This is a genomic window from Alistipes indistinctus YIT 12060, assembly GCF_025144995.1.
In the GTDB taxonomy this organism is placed as follows: domain Bacteria; phylum Bacteroidota; class Bacteroidia; order Bacteroidales; family Rikenellaceae; genus Alistipes_A; species Alistipes_A indistinctus.
In genome coordinates this window covers 2,629,908-2,652,258 of sequence record NZ_CP102250.1, presented here as the reverse complement: position 1 = coordinate 2,652,258, position 22,351 = coordinate 2,629,908, and the positions used below count along the sequence as shown (strand labels likewise).

15 protein-coding genes are annotated in these 22,351 nt (G+C 58.2%); 8 read left to right on the top strand and 7 right to left on the bottom strand.

The annotated features are described in order from the left end of the window. The first annotated feature begins 94 nt into the window (after positions 1–94). Both NQ495_RS10905 and ppdK read left to right on the top strand, forming a co-directional pair. Positions 95–1,168 carry an endonuclease/exonuclease/phosphatase family protein gene (locus tag NQ495_RS10905; protein WP_009133295.1) on the top strand — a complete coding sequence of 358 codons (1,074 nt, stop codon included), beginning with the start codon at positions 95–97 and terminating at the stop codon, positions 1,166–1,168. Positions 1,169–1,313: 145 nt separating this feature from the next. Next, on the top strand, positions 1,314–4,040 hold the full coding sequence (ppdK, locus tag NQ495_RS10900) for a pyruvate, phosphate dikinase (RefSeq protein ID WP_009133294.1): 2,727 nt from the start codon (positions 1,314–1,316) through the stop codon (positions 4,038–4,040). Between the two features lie 242 nt (positions 4,041–4,282). Here ppdK and NQ495_RS10895 read toward each other — a convergent pair whose 3' ends face one another. The 3 genes from NQ495_RS10895 to pssA form a co-directional block, all read right to left on the bottom strand. Then, positions 4,283–5,650, bottom strand: a complete 1,368-nt coding sequence (locus tag NQ495_RS10895; RefSeq protein WP_009133292.1) for a transglycosylase SLT domain-containing protein — start codon at positions 5,648–5,650, stop codon at positions 4,283–4,285. A 36-nt stretch (positions 5,651–5,686) separates the two neighbouring features. Continuing rightward, a complete protein-coding gene (locus NQ495_RS10890) occupies positions 5,687–7,801 on the bottom strand; it encodes a putative porin (protein ID WP_009133291.1) in 2,115 nt (704 codons plus the stop codon). A gap of 74 nt (positions 7,802–7,875) precedes the next feature. Then, a complete protein-coding gene (pssA, locus tag NQ495_RS10885) occupies positions 7,876–8,568 on the bottom strand; it encodes a CDP-diacylglycerol--serine O-phosphatidyltransferase (protein WP_009133290.1) in 693 nt (230 codons plus the stop codon). Positions 8,569–8,782: 214 nt separating this feature from the next. Here pssA and NQ495_RS10880 point away from each other — a divergent pair, with 214 nt between their 5' ends. Continuing rightward, positions 8,783–9,868 carry a mannose-1-phosphate guanylyltransferase gene (locus tag NQ495_RS10880; protein ID WP_009133289.1) on the top strand — a complete coding sequence of 362 codons (1,086 nt, stop codon included), beginning with the start codon at positions 8,783–8,785 and terminating at the stop codon, positions 9,866–9,868. 1 nt (position 9,869) lies between these two features. Continuing rightward, positions 9,870–11,315, top strand: a complete 1,446-nt coding sequence (locus NQ495_RS10875; protein WP_009133288.1) for a UDP-N-acetylmuramoyl-tripeptide--D-alanyl-D-alanine ligase — start codon at positions 9,870–9,872, stop codon at positions 11,313–11,315. Positions 11,316–11,679: 364 nt separating this feature from the next. Here the strand turns inward: NQ495_RS10875 and NQ495_RS10870 are convergent, their stop codons facing one another. The 3 genes from NQ495_RS10870 to murB form a co-directional block, all read right to left on the bottom strand. Then, a complete protein-coding gene (locus NQ495_RS10870; RefSeq protein ID WP_009133287.1) occupies positions 11,680–13,707 on the bottom strand; it encodes a transketolase family protein in 2,028 nt (675 codons plus the stop codon). Positions 13,708–14,285: 578 nt separating this feature from the next. Next, positions 14,286–15,641: a tRNA lysidine(34) synthetase TilS gene (gene tilS, locus NQ495_RS10865; RefSeq protein ID WP_009133286.1), complete on the bottom strand. Its 1,356-nt coding sequence runs from the start codon at positions 15,639–15,641 to the stop codon at positions 14,286–14,288. A 27-nt stretch (positions 15,642–15,668) separates the two neighbouring features. Further along, complete coding sequence (murB, locus tag NQ495_RS10860; protein ID WP_009133285.1) at positions 15,669–16,682, bottom strand: UDP-N-acetylmuramate dehydrogenase; 1,014 nt, start codon at positions 16,680–16,682, stop codon at positions 15,669–15,671. A gap of 425 nt (positions 16,683–17,107) precedes the next feature. Here murB and NQ495_RS10855 point away from each other — a divergent pair, with 425 nt between their 5' ends. The 4 genes from NQ495_RS10855 (at position 17,108) to NQ495_RS10840 (ending at position 21,489) form a co-directional block, all read left to right on the top strand. Next, on the top strand, positions 17,108–18,583 hold the full coding sequence (locus NQ495_RS10855; RefSeq protein WP_009133284.1) for a DUF4301 family protein: 1,476 nt from the start codon (positions 17,108–17,110) through the stop codon (positions 18,581–18,583). A gap of 228 nt (positions 18,584–18,811) precedes the next feature. Then, positions 18,812–19,885: a DNA polymerase III subunit delta gene (holA, locus tag NQ495_RS10850; protein WP_009133283.1), complete on the top strand. Its 1,074-nt coding sequence runs from the start codon at positions 18,812–18,814 to the stop codon at positions 19,883–19,885. A 171-nt stretch (positions 19,886–20,056) separates the two neighbouring features. Beyond that, entirely contained in the window at positions 20,057–20,671 is a 615-nt protein-coding gene (locus NQ495_RS10845) for a rhomboid family intramembrane serine protease (protein ID WP_009133282.1), read from the top strand. A gap of 8 nt (positions 20,672–20,679) precedes the next feature. After that, positions 20,680–21,489 carry an aminotransferase class IV gene (locus NQ495_RS10840; protein ID WP_009133281.1) on the top strand — a complete coding sequence of 270 codons (810 nt, stop codon included), beginning with the start codon at positions 20,680–20,682 and terminating at the stop codon, positions 21,487–21,489. A gap of 258 nt (positions 21,490–21,747) precedes the next feature. On the opposite strand, the gene ribH is transcribed toward NQ495_RS10840, so the two are convergent. Continuing rightward, on the bottom strand, positions 21,748–22,311 hold the full coding sequence (gene ribH, locus NQ495_RS10835) for a 6,7-dimethyl-8-ribityllumazine synthase (protein WP_009133280.1): 564 nt from the start codon (positions 22,309–22,311) through the stop codon (positions 21,748–21,750). Positions 22,312–22,351: the final 40 nt, after the last annotated feature.

Genomic DNA, 22,351 nt, shown 5'->3' with positions numbered 1-22,351 from the left:
GAAACAGGTCGTCACCCGTAACCCGGAAAATCCGCCAAATTTTCACACGGCCCCGCACACCGAAAGCAAAAAATTATTATCTTTATTTCAAGCTATGCCGATACCTCTGTCATCCCAACCGATCCGCCGGCTTGTCCGGCGGCATGCAACGGGCTTTTGTAAAAGACTCCCATCCATTGCTGCGAGTACGGTACTGGCGGTTTGTACGGGTGCCGGTATTCCGGCCACGGCATCGAGCGGAGGTCCAGAACGGGTGAAGGTGGCTTTTTACAACACCGAAAACCTGTTCGACACGATCCGCAATCCGTTGATCTCGGACGGCGAGTACACCCCGCAGGGAGCACGGCACTGGGACACGCAGCGGTACGCATGCAAAATCGGCCGTATCGCCCGAGTGCTCGACGAACTGAATGCCGACATCGTGGGACTCGCGGAAGTGGAAAACGAAGCGGTAGTGCGCGACCTGATGTTTGCGATGCGTCAGGATTACAACTACATCCACCGCAATACCGACGACCCTCGCGGTATCGATGTAGCGTTGCTCTATCGCGGAAGCGCTTTCGTTCCGCAACGGGTAAACCAGGTTGGCGGAAATGCGGTACGCCGTCAATTTTTGGTGGTAGACGGCGACTTATACGGAGAGCGGGTTTGCGTTGTGGTGTGCCACATGCCGTCGATGCTAAACGACGCCGCTTTGCGCAACCGTGCCGCCGATGCGCTGCACGCGGCGGCCGATTCGCTGGCACGGCTGAACCCGGAACGCAAAGTGATCGTGATGGGCGACTTCAATGCGACGCCTCGTTCCCAGGCCGGACGCACCGTAACGGGCGAAAGGTTCTTCACGCCTTTTACCGAAAGCGAACGGCGCGGATACGGTTCGTACGTTTACCGGGACCGCAGGCTGCTGTACGATTTTATTATGATGAGCCATAACCTGAGGGAAGTTCCGAAGGCCGGAACAGGGACAGATACTGAACTGCATTTCGGAGGCACCTACGGCATTTTCGTGCGGGAATACCAGCTGAACATGTCGGGATCCAAGCGGGGGTATCCGCTGCGCACCTTCGACGGGAACACATACACGGCCGGCTACAGCGACCACCTGCCGGTCTGGATTGTACTCGAACGGAAGAATACGATCCCGGTAAACGATGAAAAACAAGAATGATAAGACGTTACCGGGTCTATTTTTTGGCAAATCCGAATAAAGTGCTACCTTTGCTTCCCCGGTAGAAAGTGTAAATTTTAACAATACAGCCACCATTTTATTAAAAAATTTTAAAAAGCCCTTTTAAATCAAAAAACGCAACCATATGCCAAAAACGAAGAGAGTCTATACCTTCGGCAACAAGCAGGCCGAAGGCAACGGAAAGATGAGAGAGCTGCTCGGCGGCAAGGGAGCCAACCTGGCGGAGATGAACCTGATCGGCATTCCGGTGCCTCCGGGTTTCACGATCACGACCGAAGTGTGCGCCGAATATTATACCCTCGGCAAAGAGGGCGTCGTCAAACTGATCAAACCCGAAGTGGAAGCCGCCATGAAGGGGGTCGAGCAGATCATGAATATGAAGTTCGGTGACAGCGCCAACCCGCTGCTGGTATCGGTCCGTTCCGGCGCGCGCGCGTCGATGCCGGGCATGATGGACACGATCCTGAACCTCGGACTCAACGACGAGGTGGTCGAAGGACTGGCCAAAAAGATGAACAATCCCCGGTTCGCATGGGACTCGTACCGCCGTTTCGTACAGATGTACGGCGACGTGGTGATGGATATGAAGCCGCAGAGCAAAGAGGACGAAGATCCGTTCGAGGAGATCATCGATGCGGTGAAGAAGGAAAAGGGCGTCAAGCTCGATACCGACCTGACGACCGACGACCTCAAGGAACTCGTGAAGCGTTTCAAAGCCGCCGTGAAGAAAGTGACCGGCAAAGACTTCCCCACCGACCCGTGGGAACAGCTCTGGGGTGCCGTCTGCGCCGTGTTCAGCAGCTGGATGAACGAGCGCGCGATCCTCTACCGCAAACTCAACAACATCCCGGCCGAATGGGGCACCGCCGTGAACGTACAGTCGATGGTTTTCGGCAACATGGGCGAAACCTCGGCAACCGGCGTAGCCTTCACGCGTGACGCCGCAACGGGCGAGGACATTTTCAACGGCGAGTACCTCGTCAACGCACAAGGCGAAGACGTGGTAGCCGGCATCCGTACCCCCCAGGAGATTACGATCGAAGGATCGCGCCGCTGGGCCGAACTGCAAGGCATTTCGGAAAGCGAACGTGCGACGAAATATCCGTCCCTCGAAGAGGTGATGCCCGCCGCATTCACCGAGCTGAATGAGATCCAGCAACACCTCGAAGAGTACTTCAAGGATATGCAGGACATCGAATTCACGATCCAGAGCGGCAAACTGTGGATGTTGCAGACCCGCAGCGGCAAGCGTACCGGTGCGGCCATGGTCAAGATCGCGATGGATATGCTCGCCGAGGGCATGATCGATGCAAAGACCGCCGTACTTCGCGTGGAGCCGGCCAAACTCGACGAACTGCTGCATCCGGTATTCGACAGTGCCGCACTGAAAAAGGCCATTATCATCAGCAAAGGACTCCCCGCCTCTCCGGGCGCTGCCACGGGCCAGATCGTATTCTTCGCCGACGACGCCGAAAAATGGGCTGCCGAAGGCAAAAAGACGATCCTCGTCCGCATCGAAACCTCACCCGAAGACCTCAAGGGCATGACCCTGTCGGAAGGCATCCTGACCGCACGCGGCGGTATGACCTCGCACGCTGCCGTCGTAGCCCGCGGCATGGGCAAGTGCTGCGTATCGGGAGCCGGCGACCTGGTGATCGACTACAAGAACCGCACGATCACCGTCGGCACCAAGACCTATAAAGAGGGTGACTGGATTTCGCTCAACGGCTCGACCGGCGTGATCTACGAAGGCAAGGTAGCCACGAAAGACGCGGAAGTGAGCGGCGATTTCGCCAAACTGATGGAACTGGCCGACGAGTTCGCGCACCTGAAGGTGCGTGCGAACGCCGACACGCCGCGCGATGCGAAAACCGCATTCCGCTTCGGCGCGCAGGGCATCGGCCTGTGCCGTACCGAACACATGTTCTTCGAGGGCGACCGCATCAAAGCCGTCCGCGAGATGATCCTCGCAGACGACGAGGAGGGACGCCGCAAAGCGCTGGCCAAGTTGCTGCCGATGCAGCGCGGCGACTTCGAAGGGCTGTTCGAAACGATGAACGGCCATCCGGTAACGGTGCGCCTGCTCGACCCGCCCCTGCACGAATTCGTACCGCACTTCGAAAAGGAGATGCGCGACATGGCAGCGGAAATGAAGGTCTCCTACGAGGTAATCAAGAACAAGGTGGACGCACTGGCCGAGTCGAACCCGATGCTGGGTCACCGTGGCTGCCGCCTGGGCAACACCTATCCCGAAATCACCGAGATGCAGACCCGCGCCATCATTGAGGCTGCCCTGAACATCAAGAAAAAAGGTATCGACGTACACGTCGAGATTATGGTTCCGCTGGTAGGTACGCACCGCGAGCTGCGCGCACAGAAAGCCGTGATCGACGCTGTGGCGCAGGAGGTGTTCGCCGAACACAACATGATTATCGACTACGCCGTGGGTACGATGATCGAGATTCCGCGCGCAGCCGTCACCGCGAACCAGATCGCCGAAGTGGCCGACTTCTTCTCGTTCGGCACCAACGACCTTACGCAGATGACCTTCGGTTATTCGCGCGACGACGTGGCGAAGTTCCTGCCGATCTACCTCGAAAAGGGTATTCTCAAGTACGACCCGTTCCAGATCATCGACGTGAACGGTGTCGGCCAACTCGTTCGCGAAGCGGTATTCAAAGGCCGCAGTGTGAAACCTCAGCTCAAATGCGGTATCTGCGGCGAACACGGCGGCGAGCCGACATCGGTAGAGTTCTGCCACTATGCCGGGCTCAACTACGTCTCCTGCTCACCGTACCGCGTGCCTATCGCACGCCTGGCCGCTGCGCACGCCGCGCTGAAGCAGCAGTAACGAACTCCGGCCGGTGCAAGGACAGGCGGCTTCCACCCGGAAGCGTATATCCCCTGCACCCGGTCCCCTCTCATACAGGCACGAAAAAAGGCTCCTCGAATGAGGAGCCTTTTGTTTATGGCTTTGTCCGAAAATCAGGGACGGGTTCGTGCATCGTTTCCCCGGAAAACAGGAATCGTAGCCCTGATGCAAAAGGGGAAAGGCGAAAACGGACACCGCGAACCGGACAGCCGCCGGAGAGCTTACCGGCTGATGTTGTTGCAATAGGTCGTGTACTTCGAAAAGACCTTGTTCACGAAAGCGAGCGTCTGCGAGCTGTTGAACCTGCCGCATTTCACGGCATCGTCCTTGACCACTTCGGGATCGGATTTCAGGCTCAGGTAGGTCGAGACATCGCTCCAGGAGTCGGGATTCGCCCCGTACTTGCGGGCGAGGCTCCGCGCATCGAGCACATGGCCGAGCCCGGCGTTGTAGCAGGCGAGCACGATCTTCATCCGGTCGGCGGACGACGTACCCGGGGCGAAGTCGAGCGATTTCTCGATCTTGCCCAGCACCTTGAGTGCCAGCAGCACGTTGTTTTCAGGGTCCATCAAATCGCCCTGCACACCGAACTGGCGCGCTACGCGGGGCATCACCTGCATCAGGCCTTTGGCCCCTTTGCGCGACACCACGTAAGGATTGAAGCGCGATTCGCTGTAAGCGATCGCCGAAATCAGGCGCCAGTCATAGCCCTCCTTCTCGCACATGTCGCGGAACAGGTCGTCGTACGACGAGATGCCGCCCGCATTCTTGGCGGTCAGGCCCTGGCCCATCACCCGGCCCACGATGCCGCGCTCGAAATAGAGGTCGTTGAGCATCGCGTACTCCTCGCTGCCGCGGAAATGCGACAGCCACGCCTTGAAATCCTCGCGCTGCTCCTGCGAGGAGATCACCGCGCTCATCGCGAGCGGTTCGTCGAAGGTATACACCTGCTCGACCCCCCGGACCAACGCGCTACCCAACTGCGCCTCACTCATTTCGCAGATCAGGAAATCGTACTTTCCGCTGCGGATCAGCTCCATCATATCGAAGCTGTTACGCGACGAGACGTAGATGTTCGACCCGGAAAGCGAATCGAGCAGCGACTCGTACAGCGGTGTCCCCTGCAATCCCGAAGAGACCAGCAACCGGTTCCCTTTCAGGAACGGGATCAGGTCGAAATTCTGGGCTTTGCGGGCCTCGGCAGCTTTCGTCCTGCTGCCGAGCAGCACATACGAGGAGTTGTAGATCGGTACGGCTTCACCGGCCCGGTCATCGTAGACACGGGTCGCAAGGGTCGTAACGATATCCGCCGCATCCTGCTCCGGAGCCATCCGGCCGCCCCGCCGGTTTCCGTCCACAATCCGCAGCCTGACGCCCAGGTAATCGGCATAGGCCTTGAACAGATCGTATTGGTAGCCATAACTTTCGCCACCCAGTACGAAGTACCCCGGCATCTCGGCATCCATCGCCACGACCAGTTCGCCTCGCTGGCGCACGGTCGTTTCCGGGGAACGGTTGCAACTTACAAAAAGACTTAAAAAAGAACTTGCGACGACCCCAAGGGCCGCCATGCTTGTTTTTTTCAGCATACGCTAAATTTTGCGGGCTGCTGACCTGCCCACAGTCTAGTCGTAGAAGCTCCAGGAGAAACCCACCTTAAGAAACCGCTTGGTCAGCGGATAATGGGCCACCGAAAAATAATTCCGGCCGCCGATCAGGTCATCGTTAAGGTGCTGCATCTTGACAAAAATCCGCATCCGTTTCCATTTCGCCGCAGCGAAAAGGTCGATAAACGGATAGCCTCCCACCTCCAGTAATTTCTTATTCTTGTCCTTGTCCTCAACGTACTCGCGCCGGTTATAGAACTGCCCGATGGCAGGATTGTAACCGAACCCGGCGTACTTCGTGTTGTAACGGCCGTCGAGGCCTATCTGGAGCCGCAAGACCCCCTTGACAACATTGAATTCGTAGAAATAACTGAGATAGACGCTTGCCAGAGGCACAGGCACAACCTCCTGAGCACTGCTAAACTGGAGCAATACCCTGTGATTTAAGTGAAGTCCGCCGATGCGGAAATCCTTTTTAGCATACAGACCCGTCACGCTGACACTTCCATTGTGCTGGGCGGGAAGCGTATCCGCGCCGAAATAGATCTTATTCGTCGTGATACTCTGATCCGCGCCCAGCTCCACCCCGATGTGCGGAGCGGAGAAAGTAACAGAAAAACGGGTCTCAGTCTCTTTTTCAAAAGAGTTCGACCACGCAAAGTGGTTAGAGAAATAGTTATCCATCCAGTAGCCCGGCGTCCGCCTGTCGAGACGGATACTGCCACTGAGGGTAACGGGGTGTCCTTTGGGAAAAATACTCAGCGAAATATCTCCGCCGATGTTCATATCCTGGCTGCGGTAACCGAAAGGATGGTACTGGGCATCGGCCCGCCAACTGAAATATTTGCGCACCTTACCTTCTACCGAACCGTAAATGTAGGTGCTGTTTTCGTTATGTCCCTTGTTTTTGAACAGGTAGTCCTGCATCGCGAACTGGTAATAATGGTGTACGTCGTAGCCGATCCCGGCATTGATGACGCCCACCACGCCGTTGCGGTCCCACGGCTGCAACTGCACGAACACCTTGTTTGAAAGCAGACTCTCGAAGGTCGAGTCGCGCGAAGCCGTCGGATTAATGTACCAATGCTCGTAGTAGGGCTTCACGTCCTCGCCTTTCGCCATCCCGCTCTTCGTATCGGTGTACTTGCGCCAGAAACGGCTGTACAGGAACGAATGGCCGATGAAAACCGACGACCGCTCGGCAATCGAAAAATCCTCGTCGCTGAGGCGCCTGAGGGGCATACCGTACGACTGGGTCAGGTAGAAGACATTGTTCTTGTACTCGTTCTTGGCATCGGTCAAATAGACGTCGATCACCTCCGGCATGTCGAACACGGTATCGGTAATGTCCCCGTCCCGCAGAATACCGCCGTTCTCCTTGAGGCTGGCCATGTTGTAAATATAGCCCGCATGGATCGAGTATTTCTTGCCGGTGTGCGAAAAGCCCAGCGAAAGGTTTTTGTCACGGGCGCCCTGGTTCGTGTAGGTCCCGCGCGTACCGCGGCTCTTGTAGTCGATGTTCATGCCCGTAGAGGGCGATATCTGCTGCGCATGGGTGGCCCAAAGCGACTCTTCGAGGCGTTTTTTCTGACCGCCGAAAAAATAGGACAGGTGGGTGAACGGCTTTTTGGTGTTGTAGAAATTAGCCCGATCGGGGGTTACGAGGTAAGCGTCGAGGATTTGCGCGAAACTGAAGTTGCGGTAATCGGGCCTCAGCGCAGCATCCAACGGGATCGACGCACCGCCCAGGTTGCCCAAATAGGCCGAACCGATTCCGCCCCGCAAGCGCTGATACGGGTAATCGGTCTGAAAGCCGTCGATCAGGGTATCTATCGTGGACTGTTTCACCTCGTTGTACTTTAAATCCGGATGCCAGACGAAAATGGAACGCGCCCGCGTCGAATCGTCGAAGAAATAGGACTCCAGCGGTTTGCGGATTTTCGGTTTTTTCGTACTGTCGGCCTTCTGCTGGGGAGCATTGTTGTCGATCGTCCCGCTCGGGGCGCCGTACTGAATCTGGTTCTGCTCGTTGTAGCCCGTCCCGAGCGCATTGTTGCGGTTCGAGAATCCGGGCTGCTGGGCCAGCGCCGCCACACCCCACAGGGCAAAAAGCGTTCCGAACGCCGCACGCATAAGCCTGTATCTGTTTCCCGGAGAGATCATCCGCCCTGAACTTACCTTAAAATAACGGCAAAGGTAGCAATTTATTACGACTTGCGAAAACAGGCGGCACGCACCGCCAGCGACACGGCGACATAGGCGACGATGATGAAAGGAATGGCCACGATATGCCAGATTGCCAGCGACAGCAGGGCGCATACCGCAAAGATATAGCGCACCTCGTTGCCGCGGAATCCATAATGTTTGAATTTAAGCGCGAACATCGGCACGTTGCACACCAGCAGGTAGCTCAGCACGGCGGCCAGGCCCACCGCGAACCACGGACCAACGGCATACTGTCCCGTTCCGACCAGGTATCCCGAAGCGGCGACCAGCAGGGCTGAAGCGGGCGAAGGCAGGCCGATGAACTGCGTCGTCTGGTTTTCGTCGATATTGAATTTCGCCAGCCGGAGCGCAGAGAAAGCCGCTAGCACGAACACGGAATACCCCCACAGCCCCTCGCCCCCCGCGGCATAATACACGTTCAGCAATACGGCGGCAGGTGCCATTCCGAAACTGATGCAGTCGGCCAGCGAATCGAGTTCCTTACCCAGCGGCGAGTAACTTTTCAGCAGCCGTGCGGCAAAGCCGTCGAGGAAGTCGAACACGGCGGCCGTCACGATCAGCACCAACGGCCAGAACAGGTCGCCGTAGCGCAGCGCCGCCACCGTCGCCCCGGCTCCGCAGAGCAGATTACACAGGGTCAGGATATTGGGAAATGTAAACAGTTTGATTTTCATAGCGAATCATTTAAGCGTTTCACACCGGTCGGACGGCAAGCGCCCGATTTTCCGCGCAGACCGTCCCGTTCCGGCGTTTGTGCACGCCGGGGCCGTTCCCCGGCAAAATTATAAAAATTCGGGCAGATGGTTCTTCCGCCCCTGCCCCAAATGCTTGCGTATCCCGAAAAAAAGAGGTATCATTGTAGAATAAAACCACTTTTATCCCCGCGACATGGATCAAAACCGCTACTGCATTATCATGGCGGGAGGCATCGGCAGCCGTTTCTGGCCGATCAGCCGCCGCTCGCAGCCCAAACAGTTCCTCGATATCCTCGGTACCGGCAAAAGTTTCATCCGCCATACTTACGAACGCTTCGCCAAGATCATCCCGCCGGAGAACTTCCTCGTAGCGACCAACAGCATCTACAAACCGCTGGTACTCGAACACCTGCCCGAGCTGAAAGCGCATCAGGTACTCTGCGAACCGGTCGGGCGCAATACGGCCCCCTGCATCGCCTACGCCGCATGGCGGCTCCGAAGCGTCAATCCCGACGCAACGATGATCGTCACCCCCGCCGACCACCTGATCCTCAACGAAGAGGAGTTCCGCAAAGTAATATCCGAAAGCGCCGAATTCACCGAACGGCAACATGCGATGATGACCATAGGCATCCAGCCCAGCCGCCCCGACACCGGATACGGTTATATCCAGATCGACCCGGTACCGGTCGACGGCCGCCCGGCTATCCGCAAGGTCAAGACCTTCACCGAAAAACCGAATCTCGAGATGGCCAAAATCTTCATCGAAAGCGGTGAATTTTTCTGGAATTCAGGCATCTTCATCTGGAAGGTCGGCACGATCATGGAGAACCTGAACGAATTCCTGCCCGAACTGCAACAACTATTCGCTTCGGCAGAAGGCAAATACGGCACCCCGGCCGAACAGCAGGCCATCGACGACATCTATCCCGCATGCCGCAGCATTTCGATCGACTTCGGCGTGATGGAGAAGGCGCGCAACGTTTATGTACGGTGCAGCGACTTCGGATGGTCCGATATCGGCACCTGGGGTTCGCTCTACCAACACTCGGCCAAGGACCCCGAAGGCAATGTGGAGAGCGCTCCGTGCCTGTTCTACGACACCAAAGGATGTATTGTCAAGAACAAAGAGGGTAAACTGACCGTTATCGAAGGGCTCGAGGAGTACATCGTGGTCGACACCGACGACGTGCTGATGATCTGTCCGAAGAGCAACGAGCAGAACATCAAGAAATTCATCGACGACGTCAAATACAAGATCGGAGACAAATTCATCTGACATGAAAAACGACACGCTGCACGAACTATACGAACTATTCTTGCTGCACCCGCACATTTCGACCGACAGCCGCCGGATCGAACCGGGTTCGATCTTCTTCGCACTGCACGGCGAGCATTTCGACGGAAACCGGTATGCCGCCGCAGCTCTGGAAAGCGGCGCGGTTGCCGTCGTGGTAGACGATCCGAAAGTAATCCCGCTGGTCGAGGAGGCTCCGTGCTCTTGCGGCCACGACGATGAAGCCCATACCTGCGACTGCGGCGACAAACACGAAAGTTCCGGGTGCGATTGCGGACACGGATCACCCCACGAAGCAGGATGCACCTGCGAAGAGTGCACGGAAGAAGAGTCCCGGCGAGACAGCCGTTACATCCTCGTCCCCGACACGCTGGAGGCATTGCAGGAGTTGGCCGCCTACCACAGGAGCGAACTGGGCGTGATGATTCTCGCGATCACCGGCAGCAACGGCAAGACCACGACCAAGGAGTTGGTCGGCCGTACGCTGTCGCAGAAATACGAAACGACCGTCACCCAGGGCAACCTGAACAACCACATCGGGGTTCCGCTGACACTGCTGTCGATGACGCCAGAAACCGATTTCGCCGTGGTCGAAATGGGAGCGAACCACCGGCACGAGATCGAAAAGCTCTGCGCGATCGCCCGCCCCGATTTCGGGTTGATTACGAACATCGGACGTTCCCACCTCGAAGGTTTCGGCGGACCGGAAGGCGTCCGCAAAGGCAAAGGCGAACTGCTCGACTACCTGGCCGCGAACAGCGGCACGGCATTCTACCTGAGCGACGATGCCGTCCTGAGTGAAATGGTCGCCGAGCGCCCGAACCTATACGCCATCCCGTACAACGCTTCCGGCCTGACACGCGATGACGACGGTGAAATGATCGGCGTCCGTTGGGAAGGACTCACGATCCACAGCAAGCTGGTCGGCGACTACAACCTGAACAACATCGCCGCCGCACTGGCGATGGCCGCCTACTTCGCCGTCGCCCCGGAAGGGGCCGCCGCAGCGATCGCCGATTACACGCCGGACAACAACCGCTCGCAAAAGCAAGTGACGGCGCACAACACCCTGATCCTCGACGCATACAATGCAAATCCGTCGAGCATGCAGGCCGCGCTGGAAAATTTCGCCGCCACGGTCTCCGCTCAACCCAAAGCCGTCATCCTGGGCGACATGCGCGAACTGGGCGAATACGCCGCAGCGGAACACGCGCGCATGATCGAACTGATGCACCGGTTACAGATCAGCGAAGCCTACCTAGTAGGCGACCGTTTCGCTCTCGCGGGAGCCAACACGCCGGGTTACCGGCCCTTCGCAGACACGGAAGCGCTGCGTGCCTATCTCGCCGAACATCCCCTGCGCGACCGTTTCATTCTGATCAAGGGTTCGCGCGGCATCCAGCTCGAAAAGGTCGTAGACCTGCTCTGACGATCCGACACCAAAAACAACCGGTTTCCCGGTCCCTCCGATCCCGTCCGGACTTCCGATCGAAGTCCGGATTTGATTTTTCCGCTTCCCCTATCAATCCTCTCCCGCCCCTCTTTTCCTCTGTTCTACGACCCTTTCCCGCTTTCTTCTCTTTCACCCCAATGCACCCGCCCCCACCCGCGGCATCCTTCCCTCTGCGCCTTTCAGCGCGACGGGTTACCGCGACAAACGCCTACCAAGCATCCGAAACGACAACATCTGTACATAAAAAGGGATCCGCCCTTTTTTGTGGCGGATCCCTTCGATCATATAAGCAATTCTAAGTTGGGTGCACGCAAAATTTACAAGACACCTTCCACAACGGTCACTTTTTCAGCATCGCTTTGACCCGGTTGTAGACATTTTCGCCCGAGAAACCGAATTTACCGTCCAACACACCGGCGGGAGCCGAATAACCGAAGTGGTCGAGACCGAACACCTCGCCGTCGCAGCCGACCAACCCGGCCAACGTTACGGGCAGGCCCGAAGTGAGGCCGAATTTGGGCACACCGGCGGGCAGTACGCTCTGCTGGTACTCGGCGCTCTGGTCGCGGAACAGGCCTTCCGACGGAACCGAAACCACACGCACCTTCACACCGTCGGCTTTCAGCTTCTCTGCGCCGTCCACCAACGTAGCCACCTCGGAGCCGCTTGCCAGCAGGATCACATCGGGTTTACCTTCGCAATCCATCACGATATAGGCACCTTTGACAACCTGCATCGCCTCTTCGGCACGGCTGCCGCCGAGCGTCGGCAGGTCCTTGATATTCTGACGCGACAGCACCAGCGCCGTCGGGCGCTGCTCCTCCATGGCGATCTTCCATGCGGCTACCGTCTCACGGGCATCGGCCGGACGCAGCACCACCACCGAGCGTTCGCCCTCGTGGTTGCGCAGTTGTTCCATCAGGCGCAACTGAGCCTCGTGTTCCACCGGCTGGTGCGTCGGACCGTCCTCGCCTACGCGGAACGAATCGTGTGTCCAGATGAACTTCACCGGCAGGCGCATCAGCGCCGAAAGGCGCAGTGCAGGCTTCATATAGTCCGAGAAGACGAAGAAGGTACCGCAGGCCGGAATGATTCCGCCGTGCAGGGCCATACCGTTCATGATGCAGGCCATCGTAAATTCGCACACGCCCGGCTGCAGGAAGCGGCCGCCCATATCCTCCTTGGAAATGGCACGGGTCTTTTTCAGGAAGCCGTCGGTTTTGTCCGAGTTGCTCAGGTCGGCCGAAGCGACGATCATGTTCTCGACCTTTTCGGCCAGCACGCCCAGCACAGCAGCCGAAGCGGCGCGCGTAGCGACGTTTTCACCGCACTTGATGCCGAGGTAATCGATCGCAGGCAGTTTGCCGGAAAGGAACTGGTCGAGTTTTTCGGCCAGTTCGCCGTTGGCAGCGGCCCAACTCTTCTCCTCTTCGCGGCGCAGCGCCACCCATTTACGCAATTCGGCAGCCCGCTCGGCATAGAGTTTTTTCACGTCGTCGAAAATCACGAAAGGATTTTCGGGATCGCCGCCCAGGTTAGCCACCGTTTTGGCGATGTCGGCCCCGGCAGCCGTCAGCGGCTGGCCGTGTGTCGAAACTTTGTTCTCGAAGCTCTCGCCCTCTTTGCCGAGTGCGCCCTTGCCCATTACCGTATGGCCGACGATCAGCGTCGGTTTCTCGGTTTCGTTCACGGCACGGGTCAGCGCCATGCGAATCTCACCGCCGTCGTTGCCGTCGATGCTGATCACGTTCCAACCCCACGCCTCGTATTTGGCCACGATGTCCTCGGTCGACACCTCGTCCACCTTCGTCGAAAGCTGGATGTTGTTCGAATCGTAGAACATGATAAAGTTGTGCAGTCCGAGGTGGCCGGCGATACGGCCCACGCCCTGGGATACCTCCTCCTGGATGCCGCCGTCGGAGATGAATGCGAAAGTCTTGTGCGCCATCCATTCGCCGAAACGCTCAACCATGAAACGTTCTGCGATCGCCGCACCGAGAGCCATCGCATGGCCCTGTCCCAGCGGACCCGAAGTATTCTCGATAGCCCGTTTCAGGTCACGCTCGGGATGACCCGGGGTCGGGCTGCCCCACTGGCGGAAATCCTTGAGCTCGTCGAGCGTAAAATAGCCGGCCAGCGCCAACACCGAATAGAGCATCGGCGACATGTGGCCCGGATCGAGGAAGAAACGGTCGCGCAGCGGATAGGTGGGATCGTCGGGATTGTATTTCAGGAACTCGGTATAGAGGATGTTGATAAAGTCGGCACCGCCCATCGCTCCTCCGGGATGGCCCGACTTCGATTTCTCTACCATTGAGGCCGCCAGTATCCGGATATTGTCCGCGGCCAACGTCGTTACGTCTTTCATCTGCTTTAGTTTCGCTTTAAGTTAGTTATTTGGATAGTTAATTCGTTCCTCCACGGGTTGCAAAACCTCACCCGAATTTACAATTATACGAAGTACAAGTAAGGGCAGCGGCGCAACGAACTATGGAATGCACACAACACCCTCCTTCAATTGCAGCCAGAACACTGTTTAACAGCCTATTATATTTCCGCTGCTTCAGATTCGGATTCCGGATTCCGTTCGGGTTCCAAACTTCAGGCTCCCGGTTCCCCGTTACAGGTTGCGACGCTCCGGCCCCGCACTTCCGCATTCCTTTCGGCAACGGGCCTCCGGAACCGGTCCGGTAATTCTGCCGTTCGCCGGACGCAAAGAGCTGCAAAGGTATTCAGCACCGATAAACACCGTACAAATTTATAAAAAATCGGCAGAGCGCCAAACCGCCGCCCCGCCAAATTGTCAACAATCGGCTCGCCGGAGCTTCTCCCGCACACCTGCAGGCAACAATCCGGCCCGGATCGCACACGGCACATCCATGAACCGTCCGGGGCTAATCCTGCGGTCGTCTCGCGGATACGGAACCACCGCAGGCGCATCCCCCGCTACGCCGGATCTATCTCGGCAGTGAGCCGCAAAACATTTTCGGTAGCGGAACCGACCCGGAAGCGCTCGTCCACCCTGCGGCCGACGATCCAAACGATCTCTCCGTCGGATACGACGACGAACTGCCGCCGTTTGTCGGGTAACGACACCTTGCTGTCGACCAGGAAATCGCTCACCTTTTTGTGCCCCGACATCCCGAACGGCACGAAACTGTCGCCATCCCGCCAGCGGCGCACCCGGAGCGGATACCGCAGTTTGGATTCGTCGATCAGGGCCACGTTATCGGGCTGCTGCAACGTATCGAGGTCGTCGACCTCGAGGCGTTCGAACCGAATGATATTGCCGCCGCAACTAAGTCGCCGCGTCTGCGCGTCGGCCTCCAGTTCGCACGTATCGTCCGCAGGGATCGGCATGACGATAATCCTGCGGCGGTCGATATAGGCCGCATAATCGCGCGAATAAAAATGCTTGCCGGTGCTCTGTCCTTCGTTTTCAAAACTGTGGTAGAGCTGGTTGATTACCTCCGGGTTGAAATGGAAGCCCCGGAGCAATTCGTACACGACGAACTGGACGGGCAGCATCGGATCGATCCGGTCTACCTCGATCGTATGGACATCGCCCCGGCTGAGCACCACCTGCTGGCGCAGCAGCGCCATACCACGGTCGATAAACCCCTGTGCGGCGGTCAGCCGTTCGACATTCGAAGTCATCGTTTCGGTGAACTGCGGCGAAATTTCCTTGATACGGGGGACGATGCCCAGCCGAATTTTGTTGCGCAGGTATTTGGTCGAAGCGTTCGACGAATCCTCGCGGAAAGGAATCTTCTTTTGCAGCGCATAGTCTAAAATCTCCTTGCGCGTGGAGAAGAGCAGCGGCCGGATCAGCCGCCCGTTGGTCACACTGATTCCGGTCAGTCCGCGCAGCCCGGTGCCGCGCAACAGGTTGATGAAAAAAGTCTCCACCGAATCGTCTCCGTGGTGGGCAATGGCGATGTGCGTATAACCGTGTTCGTCGCAGAGGCTGTCGAACCAGTCGTAGCGCAACCTCCGCGCAGCCATCTGCACCGATTCCCCGGTACGCTCCATCTCCCGGAGCGTATCGAAGCGGATGTTGTAGTGCGGTACACCGAGCTTTTCGGCACACTCCGCCACCAACTGTTCGTCCTCTTCGGCCTCGGGGCCCCGCAACTGGAAATTGCAGTGCGCTACGCCGATCCTGTAACCCGACTGGGCGAACAGCGACAACATCACCATCGAATCGACACCGCCGCTGACAGCCAGCAGGATGCGATCCCCGTGCGAGCAGATGTTATGCTCGGCCACATAATTTTCGAATTTACCCAGCAAAGTCTCCATATCGAACTTTATTACAACAACCGGCCTTTATAATACATTGACTTCCATTTCGATATCCACGCCGAAACGTTCCCGGACCTCCTGCTGCACACGGCGAGCCAGAGCGAGCACCTCGCTGCCGGACGCCCCGCCGTAATTGACCAGGACCAGTGCCTGCCGCTGGTGCATCCCGACACATCCCTCGCGTTTTCCTTTCCAGCCCGCACGGTCGATCAGCCAACCCGCTGCGAGCTTCACACGCTCCGCATCCACGTCGTAAAAAGGCATGTCGGGACAGCGTTCGCGCAGACGCAGCGCAAACTCGCGCGGCACCACGGGATTTTTGAAAAAGCTGCCGGCGTTGCCCAGTTCCTGCGGATCGGGAAGTTTACTGCGGCGAATCCCGACCACCGCATCGCGCACGCGCTGCAACGTCGGGCCGCCAGCCTCCGCGACCTTCGCATTCAGGTCGCCGTAACCGAGCCGGAACACGGGATTCAGGTCCAGTGCGAAAGTCACCGAAAGGATGATCGCACGGCCGCGCAATTCACGCTTGAACACGCTGTCCCGGTAACCGAAAGCGCACGCTTCACCGGCAAGCACCTCCACCCGGTCGAGATCCGGACGGTAGAGCTCCACCTCGCGGATCACATCCTTCACCTCGGCGCCGTACGCCCCGATATTCTGCACCGGCGCGGCGCCCACATAACCCGGAATCAGCGAGAGGTTCTCCACTCCGCCGTAACCGCACCCGACGGCCCATGCCACGAAATCATCCCACTCCACACCGGCTTCGGCACGTACCAGCACCTTGTCCGCCCCTGCGGAAAGCCGTGTGACACCCCGCGCTACAGGGTGCAGGATCGTACCGGGATAGTCCCGGGTAAAAAGCACATTGTTGCCGCCGCTGAGCACATACCACGGTTCACCGGTCTCCCGTTGGCGCACAAAAAACGCCCGGAGCTGCTCCGCGTCCGAAAATTCGGCATACCGTGCCGCCGAGGCCTCGACCCCGAAACTGTTCAATGCCCTGAGGGATATGTTGGTTTTGCTGTTTTCCATTCGTCATCCGAGTTGTAACGCCGCTTGTCTCCCGTCCCGCAATACGGCGGACGGTGTCCGTCGCACGGACCGTACCGCGAACCGTGATACAAATGTAGCCAATTTGTATGACAATTGGTATTATAAAGCCCATTCTCCGGGATCCGGCCGCAAATCCATCCTGTTTCCCATTCCGGCCCGCACCGGCGTTCCTCGTCTTATTTCCTATCCCAATAGTCCTCTTTTCCCAATAGTCCTCTTTCCCCGGCAGCTTCACATCCCGCCCTTCCCTGATCCGAAGCTGCGCATGATTCTGTACCGCAAACCGTCCGGCCCCCGCAAATCATCGTGGACATTCACTTTTCGGCAAAAACCGCTGGCTGTCCGGCGATTTTTTCTTAACTTTAGTTGTTTTTATTCCGTATGCACTCCAAAAAATATTAAATATGTTTACAGACAAAGATTTGGCGCAGATCAGCGCGCACGGGCTCACCCCCGAACAGGTCGAACGGCAGATGTCCTACTTCGGCAGCGGCTTTCCCTACCTGAATATCGACCGGCCCGCTGTTGCGGACGACGGCATCCGGACCCTCGACGAACGGCAGGTGGCCGAATACGCCAAGCGCTACGACGAGTTCTCACAGGGCAAGCGCATCGTAAAATTCGTCCCGGCCTCGGGTGCAGCCACGCGGATGTTCAAAGCGCTGTTCGAATACCTGGAAAGCGGGGTTTCGAATCCCGCCACGGAAGAGCTCCTCGCGAACCTCGACAAGTTCGCCTTCGCGGAAGAACTGCGCAGCAGGCTCGGCGGCGAGACGGCCCCCGAAAAAATCATCCGCGGAATCGTCGCTCGGGAAGGGCTCGGTTACGGCAGCCTGCCCAAAGCGCTCATCCTGTTTCACCGCTACGGCGACGGGAACCGCACCGCGCTCGAGGAACACCTCAGCGAAGGGGCGCTCTACGCCGCCGACCGCGACGGGAAGGTGAACGTCCATTTTACCGTTTCGCCCGAACATCTCAACGCTTTCAAGGCGCGCGTCGGGCAGGTGCTCCCTGCCTTCGAAAAGCGCTACGGCGTCCGGTACGAGATCAGCTACTCACAGCAGAAACCGTCCACCGATACGATCGCCGCCACACCCGGCGGGGAACCGTTCCGCGAGGAAGACGGTTCGTTGCTGTTCCGTCCGGCGGGACACGGCGCGCTGCTCGAAAACCTCAACGAGATCGATGCCGACGTCATCTTCATCAAAAACATCGACAACGTGGCGCCCGACAGGCTGAAAACCGATACCGTCACCTACAAGAAGGTAATCGGCGGAGTGATGCTCGCCTTGCAGCAACGCTGCCACTCCTACCTGCGCAGCCTCTACAACGGACTCAACGACAAAGTGCTGATCGGCGAGATCGCACGCTTCACCGAGGAGCGCCTCGGACAGCGGCTGCCGCGCGATTTCGAACGGTTAAGCCTGTTGCAGCGGGCCGACCTGCTTTATAAGCTGCTCGACCGGCCCATCCGGGTCTGCGGTATGGTGCGCAACGAAGGCGAACCGGGCGGCGGCCCGTTCTGGGTGACCGCACCCGACGGGAGTCAGTCGCTGCAAATCGCCGAGTCGTCGCAAATCGCCCCGGGCCAGCGCCAGCTGATGAACGCCGCAACGCATTTCAACCCGGTGGATGTCGTGTGCGGCACGAAAAATTACCGGGGCGAACACTTTGACCTGCGCAAATATGTCGATCCGTCGACCGGCTTCATCAGCCAAAAGTCGAAAAGCGGCCGCGAACTGCTCGCCCAGGAGCTGCCGGGACTGTGGAACGGTTCGATGGCGCACTGGAACACCGTTTTCGTGGAAGTGCCCGTCACCATTTTCTCTCCGGTCAAGGTCGTGGGCGACCTGCTGCGCCCGCAGCACCAAGCCCAGTAAAACCCGATACGGGCCAGGCCGGCAGCAAGCCCGGAAAATCGATCGCGCCAACTTCAGACCCGGTAACGGCCCAGCATAAATTTTGTTATCTTTGTGCGGGCTGTTACCGGGACTATACAGGGTATAAGGTACAGCGCACGGAACGGCCCGATAACCCGACCGGGGCAATCGCCGACGGCACGCCGATACAGGCCGCCAAGCGGCAACCTTTCCGCAAAACGTACAGCTATGGCCAAATCCGGCAAACGTTCGTTCCGCGACTCCGTCGATATGCACGCCGCGCTCTGCAAGCAGATTGCGGCGCGGCAGTTCGCACCGGTGTACCTGCTGATGGGCGACGAACCTTACTTTATAGACTCGCTGACCGGCCTGCTCGCCGGAAGTATCCTCACCGAAGCCGAACGGGCTTTCGGGCAGGTAGTCGTCTACGGCAAGGAGAGCGAAGCAGGCGCCGTAATCAACCTCTGCCGCCAGATGCCGATGATGGGCGCCTACCAGGTCGTGATCGTCCGGGAAGCGCAGCAGCTGCGCGGCCTGGAAAAGCTTTCGCTCTACACGCAGGCGCCTGCCGCAACGACGATCCTCGTACTGTGCCACAAGGAGAAAAACATGGACAAGCGCTGGCAACTTTACAAGCATATCGAGGCCAAAGGTATCGTCTTCGAGAGCGTGCGGCCGCGCGATTACGAGCTCCCGGCATGGATTTCCGAATATGCGCGCAGCAAAGGTTTCACGCTCGACGCGAAGGCCGCCGCGATGCTGACCGACCACCTCGGTGCGGACATCGCGAAGATGACCAACGAACTGGGCAAGCTGCTCACCTACCTGCCACAGGGTACCAGGACCGTCACCGCCGAGCAGATCGAAGCGAACATCGGGATCAGCAAGGATTTCAACAATTTCGAGCTCACGAAATCCCTGTCCGAAAAGAACATGGCCAAGGCGATGCAGATCGCCGACCACTTCGCGCGCAACCCGAAAGACAACCCGCTGCTATTGACGCTCAGCGCGCTGTTCACGCATTTCCAGCGCATCTTCATCGTCAACTACCAACGCTGGCTCTCGCGGCGCAAAGGAACCCCGATGCCCTCGGAGATGGAGCTCGCACGGATGCTCAAACTGCCCAACGCTTTTTTTCTCAAAGAGTACACGCAGGCCGCTTCGGCCTACCCCAATAACAAAGTATTCATGATCCTCGGGCTGTTGCGCGAATACGACCTCAAAAGCAAAGGGATGAACACGGGACAGGCCGACGACGGCGAACTGCTCAAGGAGTTGCTGTTGAAAATCCTGATCCTTTAACCGACTCCCCCGTACTATCAGGCCCGAGATTTGTTCGAAAGGGCAGTTGCAACATCCAACCCGACGGACAAACGGCCGGCAAACAGATTTCAGGCGAATTTCCCGTTCCGGCAGCAGGACGCCACCCCAGGGCGGAACGAACCGTGCCGCACATAAAACAGAACCAACGCCATGACCTATATCATCATCTTCCTCACCGTCATCGTCTCGATCGCCGCACTGCGCAACCGGACGCTGTTCGACCGACTCTCGCTCGTCCCGTACCGGGTCGTCCACGACCGCCAGTGGTGGCGGGTGATCACGCACGGCTTCGTACACGGCGATTATGTCCACCTGGCCGTGAACATGTTCGTACTGCTGTCGTTCGGACAGTTCATCGAACGTTTTTTCGGTGCATACCAGCAGATCGGGCTGGTTTCCAACGGCGACCTATGGTACCTGCTGCTCTATTTCGGCGGCATGGTCGCCGCTTCGGTTTACGACCTGATCCGCTACCGCAACAACCCGCGCTACGCATCCATCGGCGCATCGGGAGCCGTTTCGGCCGTCGTTTTCGCATCGATCTTCTTCAACCCGTGGAGCAAAATCTACCTGTTGGGCGTCATTCCAATTCCCGGCATCATTTTCGGACTACTCTACATCGGCTACTCGTCCTACATGGGACGGCACCAGGGCGACCGGATCAACCACTTCGCACACCTGTTCGGTGCGCTGTTCGGCTTCCTCTTCCCGCTGCTGATGAACCCGTCGTTTTTCTCGGTTTTCTGGGACAACCTGACCAAATAACCCTCGCTATGGCTGCCCGCATCTGCTACAACGGAGAGCTGACGACACCCGACACAGCGGGTATCCGTCCCGAAGCGCTCACATCGATGCCCGCGCTGTACCAGATCATCCATACGACCGCTCACCGCGCACTCCATCCGGAAATGCACCTCGAAATCGTGCGCCAGGCTTTCGCCGCCGTCTACCCCGACCGGCCGTGCCCCGCACCGGATACCGAAACGCTACAGGCATGCATCGGGGAACTTCTCTCCGAAAACCGCTGTCCCAGACTGGGCAACAGCCTCAGGCTGCTCCTCTGCCCGCAGGGACTCGACGGCGAACCTTCGCCATGCTGGATGCTGGACACCGCCGCCCCGCTTTACTACTCCGGTTACACCCTCTGGCACAAAAGGTTGACTCTCTCGATCTTCCCGTGCGAATACCTGTACATGGGATATCCGACGACCGTTTCTCAACAAATCGCAGGCTACGGTCTTTCGGTCGCCGAGCGGGCGGGATGCGAAGCGGCCGTCGTCGAAAACTTCGACGGCGTACTGACCAATGTCGGGGATGAACCGCTGTTCGTTGTTTTCGGCCGCGAGGTACTGACCTCTCCGCTGGCCTGCGGCGCGACGGACAGCGTGATGCGGCGACTGATCTTCGGGGCCTGCCGCAAAGAGGATGTCCCCATGCGCGAAGAGCCCCTCACCCGCGCAATGCTCGGGCACTGCGACGAAGCGTTCACCGCCTCGGTGCAGGGCCTCGTCAGCATCGACGGCTATGCCGGCAAACGGTATTTCAACCTGATGGCCGGCCGGCTGATCGGTTCTATCCGATAAACAATAAACAGGTTAAAAAACCGGACATTCTGCAAAACATACTCTGCCGGCATAATACCGGACAACGCAAAAACACCCGTCCGGAACCGCGAAGATGGACGCAGCGCCCCGTCCACAAACAATAGAATAAGCGTAAAAACAGCACGGGAGGGCCCCTATCCGACGGATAGGGGCCCTCCCGTGCTTATCAAGTTACAAGCCTAACAGGCCGGTACAATTTATCCTCGCAACATCCTGCCCATCCGAAGCCAGCAGCGCTCAGTTCACATTGTTCTGATTGCGACGGCTACGATCACGCTCCCCCTCGCGTTCCCGGCCCGGGTCAGGATCTTCCTGTTCCATTTCGAGCTGCAGGGCCGCCATCCGGATCGCAGCTACTGCCGCTTCGTCGCCCTTATTCCCGTATTTTCCGCCGGCCCGGTCGAGCGCCTGCTGCATATCGTCGGTCGTCAGTACGCCGAACGCCACCGGCATATTCCACGTCAGCATCACGTCCGTCACCCCCTGCGTTACGCTTTGGCACACGTAATCGAAATGGCGCGTCTCCCCCTGGACAACGCAACCCAGTGCGATCACCGCATCGACATCGGTATATTCGGCAAAGAACTGTGCGCCGAGGGTCAGCTCGACCGTACCCGGTACGCGTTTGACCGTAATATCGGATTCGGCGCACCCGGCCGCAACGAGCGTCCGCATCGCGCCGTCGAGCAGGGCCGCAGTGACCTGCGTGTTCCACTCCGATACCACGATACCGAATTTCATGCCGGATGCAGAAGGCAGCGCGCCTTCGATCACCGAAAGGTTTTTATGAATGGTTGCCATAATCGTTTGTATCTTTTGAGGTTGAAAAAGGTTGCCGTCC